The sequence below is a fragment of the Mycobacterium sp. TH-M11 genome (assembly GCF_057473725.1).
In genome coordinates this window covers 1-3,750 of the sequence record NZ_JBYCLD010000230.1, presented here as the reverse complement: position 1 = coordinate 3,750, position 3,750 = coordinate 1, and the positions used below count along the sequence as shown (strand labels likewise).

Here is a 3,750-nt window from a genome sequence, read left to right as displayed (position 1 = left end):
TGCCCGAGGGCGTGACCCACCTCGATGTTCGGCTCATCGATTTCGTCGGCGAAAACGAGAACCTGGACTTCGTGCTGCTCGACACCGTGCATGCGGTCGAGCAGTTGCGCGCCGAAGGCCGGACGGTGTTCCTGCACTGCGTGCAGGCCAGGGCCCCGGAAAAGTCGGGTTTCATGAGGTCAGGACCAGTTTGAGGGCGTGATCCGGGTGTCTGGCGTGGTGGCGTAGGCCGGCGGCTATGTTGGCCCAGCCGGTGATCCGCAACAGGCCAATGGCGAGGTTGCGGCAGGTCGCCATGACTCGTGGGGCTTGGCCGGTGCGGACCTGGGAACGGTCTTCATCGAAGGTGACATCGCGGACCCAGTGCAGTCGGTTCTCGATGCCCCAGTGACCCTGAACCCAGTCGGCCAGCCGTCGAGGTGGAGCGGATTGGCAGTTTGCTGAAGTGATCAGGTAGACGACCTCCACGGTCTTGGTCCCGCCCGCGGTCACCGTGCGGCGCAGTTGGGCGACCTGGGAGGCGCCGGGGAAGTCGATCCAGGCCGGAACCGCAGCCACTTTGATGGTTCGGGTGATCCGCCGCCCTCGACCCGTGATCGTCTCGGTGGCCGTCGGGATGTCCTTCCAGGGCAGCGCCTTGAGCTTGGAGTGCAAGGTAGGCATGTTGGCCTTCACCGTGAACACGTAGTCGCCACCGGCGTCGGTGATGGCGGCCGCGGTGTCGGTCTGAGTGTGCATCGCATCGACAGTCACCACCGCACCAGCGAGATTGAGACGTTCCAATAGGGTTCGGGCGGCGGGGATTTCGTTGCTTTTCGCATCGACTGCGACCTGTCCGAGGACCACACCAGCGGCGTGATCAAACGCAGCGACCAGGTGCGGGGCTCTGCCGCCGGTACGGCTGCGCGCACCCCGGACGGTCTTGCCGTCGAGTGCGATCACCCTGCGCCCACCGGCGGTGAAGGTGCGCGTCCACATCCACGCTCCGAGGGCCTGGTCGAGCGCCTCGGCATCGAGGCGGGCGAACAATTTGCGCAGGGTGGACTCATCGGGAACGGCGGCCTCGCCGAGGCCGAATGAGGCGATTTCATCGGGGCCGGCGTCGGTCGCCCACTGCCCGATCGCGGCGAAGGACCTGCACCCGGCCACGGTAGCTGTGACCGCCAGGGCCAACATCCCGGCCAGGGGGTAACGCACCCCGCGCCGGTCCCGGGGATCGGGTACCGCGGCCAGGGCGTCGAGCAGGTGCTGACGGCGCGTCGGGTGCGCAGCGAGAGAAGGCGTCGGGGAAGATGGCATACGGGTGTGACCTCGGGATTGGGCTGGTTGGTGTGGTAACCCCATCCAAACCCGTAGGTCACACCCGCCACAGCCGCCACGCCGGTCACACGTCAATAACGGTGCAGGTCACAGCCTCACACACCGACTTTTCCGGGACCCTGGCGTGCAGGCCTACAGTCGCACGCCGACCATCTCCGCGCTCTACGGCGCCCGGAAGCGGGGCGTCGATGTCGGCACTGCGTTGCGCGACGTCGCGGAGGTGCTGCCCGGCGCCCGCCCGAACCGGGACTTCAAAGCGGCGATGCAGCGATTGCGGCCGTAATTCTTTCGGAAATCAGCGAACTCCGGATTCGTCAGTCGGTGCATCACCGCGCACGGGGCACCTTGCGCGACCAACACTATTCCGTGAGGCTTTGGAAGTTCAATAGCTACTTTTGCCGCGTCGAGTCGTGTCCGGGCAGCGGTAAACTTCTGCGAACCGTTTCAATCTCGAGGCAAGACATCGGGGAGATCGTGGTGGGCGACAATGTGGAGGTCGACCCGGCGGATGTGCGTTTGGCCGGTGAGCATGTTGACGCGCATGCCAGTAATTTCTCGGCAGCCCATGTGGCAGCCCATGAGCGCATCGCCGCCGCCCAAGGGGGATTCATCGGGCCGGCTGCAGCGGCGTTAGCGGAGTTGGTGGTGCACTGGACCCACGAAACTGCCAGCCACCACCGCGAACTTTATGAACACGCCGACAATTTGCGGAAGGCCGCCAGCAACTACGAAACCTCCGACACCGACGCGGGCACCATGATTGACGCCGCCGTCTCAGACCTGGCCGAGCGTATGGGCATAGGGATGTGACGGGTGGGGTTGAGCATCGCCGAGCTGCAGGAGTGGGATCCCGAAGCGATCACCGAGGTCGGCGAGGCCGCTGCGGCACGAGCCCGGCACAGCCGCGAAGCCGCGCAAAACATCCCTAACCTTCCGGCGTTCGCCACCTGGCACGGTGAAGCCAGCACGACCGCCCAGGACGCGCTGGCCAAGACCAGCGGCAAAATGGAGCTCTCGGCACAAGACGCATTCAAAGTCGCGTTGGGTGCCGGCCACGCCGCCCAGGAAGCCACAGCGGTCAAAAAACAACTCGCCGACATCTTCACCGAGGCGAACGCCACACCGGCGGTCCACATCGACACCCACACCAACACCGTGACCCCGCCGGACACCAGCGGGTGGGCCGATGAGGACGTGCAGACGGTCAAGACCAAAGTCGAAGACCTCCAACACAAGATCACCGCGTTGCTGGGCAACGCCGAGAAAACCAACACCGATCTGGCCGCGGTGCTGCGCGCCGCCACCGGAACCCCATCGCCGAACGGGCAAGCGGGCGATCCGCCCTCGGATCCGAATGCGCCCAATGCCAAATCGACGCTCGACGACCTCGGCCAGGCCAACAACCAGGCCGTCGTGGACGCGATGGGCCGGGTCAAAGCCGCGCAAAAGGCCCTCGATGAGGCGTCGGTCGCGGCCTACACAGACGGCGCGGGCAGTCCCGAGGCGCAGGCCGCGCTGGCCAAGCTGCCCCAACTGAAACACAACCTCGCCGACGCCCTGGACAACCTCGGCAAAATCCCCGACTACTCCGGTATCGACCCCAAATCGGTGACCATCGGCCCCGACGGCAAGCTGCTGTTCAGCTACAACCTCAACGGGCAGACGATGCAAGTCGCCGGTTCGCTCAAGAACGGCACCGGCGAAATCTTCGACCAAGGCACCCACGCCTACTACACCTACAAAGACGGCAAACTGGTCGGCACCCGGATCCTCGATGAGGGCCGCGCCATCCCCAACGACGAACTCCTACAAAACGCCATCTTCGGCGCCGTGGGTGCCGGCCCCACCGCCATGGCCGGCAAAGCCGGCGCCGAAGCCACCTGGCAGGGCATGCGAGCACTGTTCACCCGCGAAGCCGCCGAAACCGGTGCCGGCGCCGCCGCCGGCGTCACCGCCGACAACGCGCTGCCCCGCGCCCTCGTCCAGGCCGAACACCGCGCCGAAGCCGCCACCAACGACCTAGCCGCCCACCATCCCCTACCCCACACGCCGCCCGCCGCCGCCGAGCATCCTGGCCCCCTACCCGCCGGCGACCACCCCGCGCCGCCGGCTACACACGATCCGCCGGTCGCGGGAGCCGGTCCGCATGAACCGCCGATCGCAGGAGAGGGTCCACACGCCCCACCGCCGCCAGAACCCCTGCCGCACGACTCGCCACTTTTCGACGGATACCATCCGATCGAGCCGGGCCCGCAATTCACCGAAGCCGACGGCAGCCTCATTTACCCTGATGACAGCTTGGCCAGTAAGCCCTACGCAATACCCGGCACCGTCGTCCCTGACGCGCACCTTCCGGCCGGCACCGAACTTGGCCGGTTCGGCTACCCCGGCGGCGGCTACATGGCCCCCGAAGGAACACCTTTCGCTGAA

The 3,750-nt window shown here is 66.4% G+C and carries 4 protein-coding genes and 1 pseudogene; 4 read left to right on the top strand and 1 reads right to left on the bottom strand.

Going from position 1 to position 3,750, the window contains the following annotated elements; genetic code table 11:
• A pseudogene (locus tag AC2VOG_RS09815) lies at nucleotides 1-194 on the top strand (ADP-ribosylglycohydrolase family protein); the annotation flags it as partial.
• Here the strand turns inward: AC2VOG_RS09815 and AC2VOG_RS09810 are convergent.
• Nucleotides 172-1,299: an ISAs1 family transposase gene (locus tag AC2VOG_RS09810; RefSeq protein WP_486939713.1), complete on the bottom strand. Its 1,128-nt coding sequence runs from the start codon at nucleotides 1,297-1,299 to the stop codon at nucleotides 172-174. The pseudogene AC2VOG_RS09815 and the gene AC2VOG_RS09810 sit on opposite strands and share 23 nt — an antisense overlap.
• A gap of 145 nt (nucleotides 1,300-1,444) precedes the next feature.
• On the opposite strand from AC2VOG_RS09810, the gene AC2VOG_RS09805 reads away from it, so the two are divergent.
• The 3 genes from AC2VOG_RS09805 to AC2VOG_RS09795 form a co-directional block, all read left to right on the top strand.
• Nucleotides 1,445-1,603, top strand: coding sequence for a hypothetical protein (locus AC2VOG_RS09805; RefSeq protein ID WP_486939712.1), 159 nt, complete (start codon nucleotides 1,445-1,447; stop codon nucleotides 1,601-1,603).
• Nucleotides 1,604-1,797: 194 nt separating this feature from the next.
• Nucleotides 1,798-2,130, top strand: a complete 333-nt coding sequence (locus AC2VOG_RS09800; protein ID WP_486939711.1) for a type VII secretion target — start codon at nucleotides 1,798-1,800, stop codon at nucleotides 2,128-2,130.
• Between the two features lie 3 nt (nucleotides 2,131-2,133).
• A partial coding sequence (locus AC2VOG_RS09795; RefSeq protein ID WP_486939710.1) for a hypothetical protein occupies nucleotides 2,134-3,750 on the top strand: 1,617 nt, incomplete at its 3' end.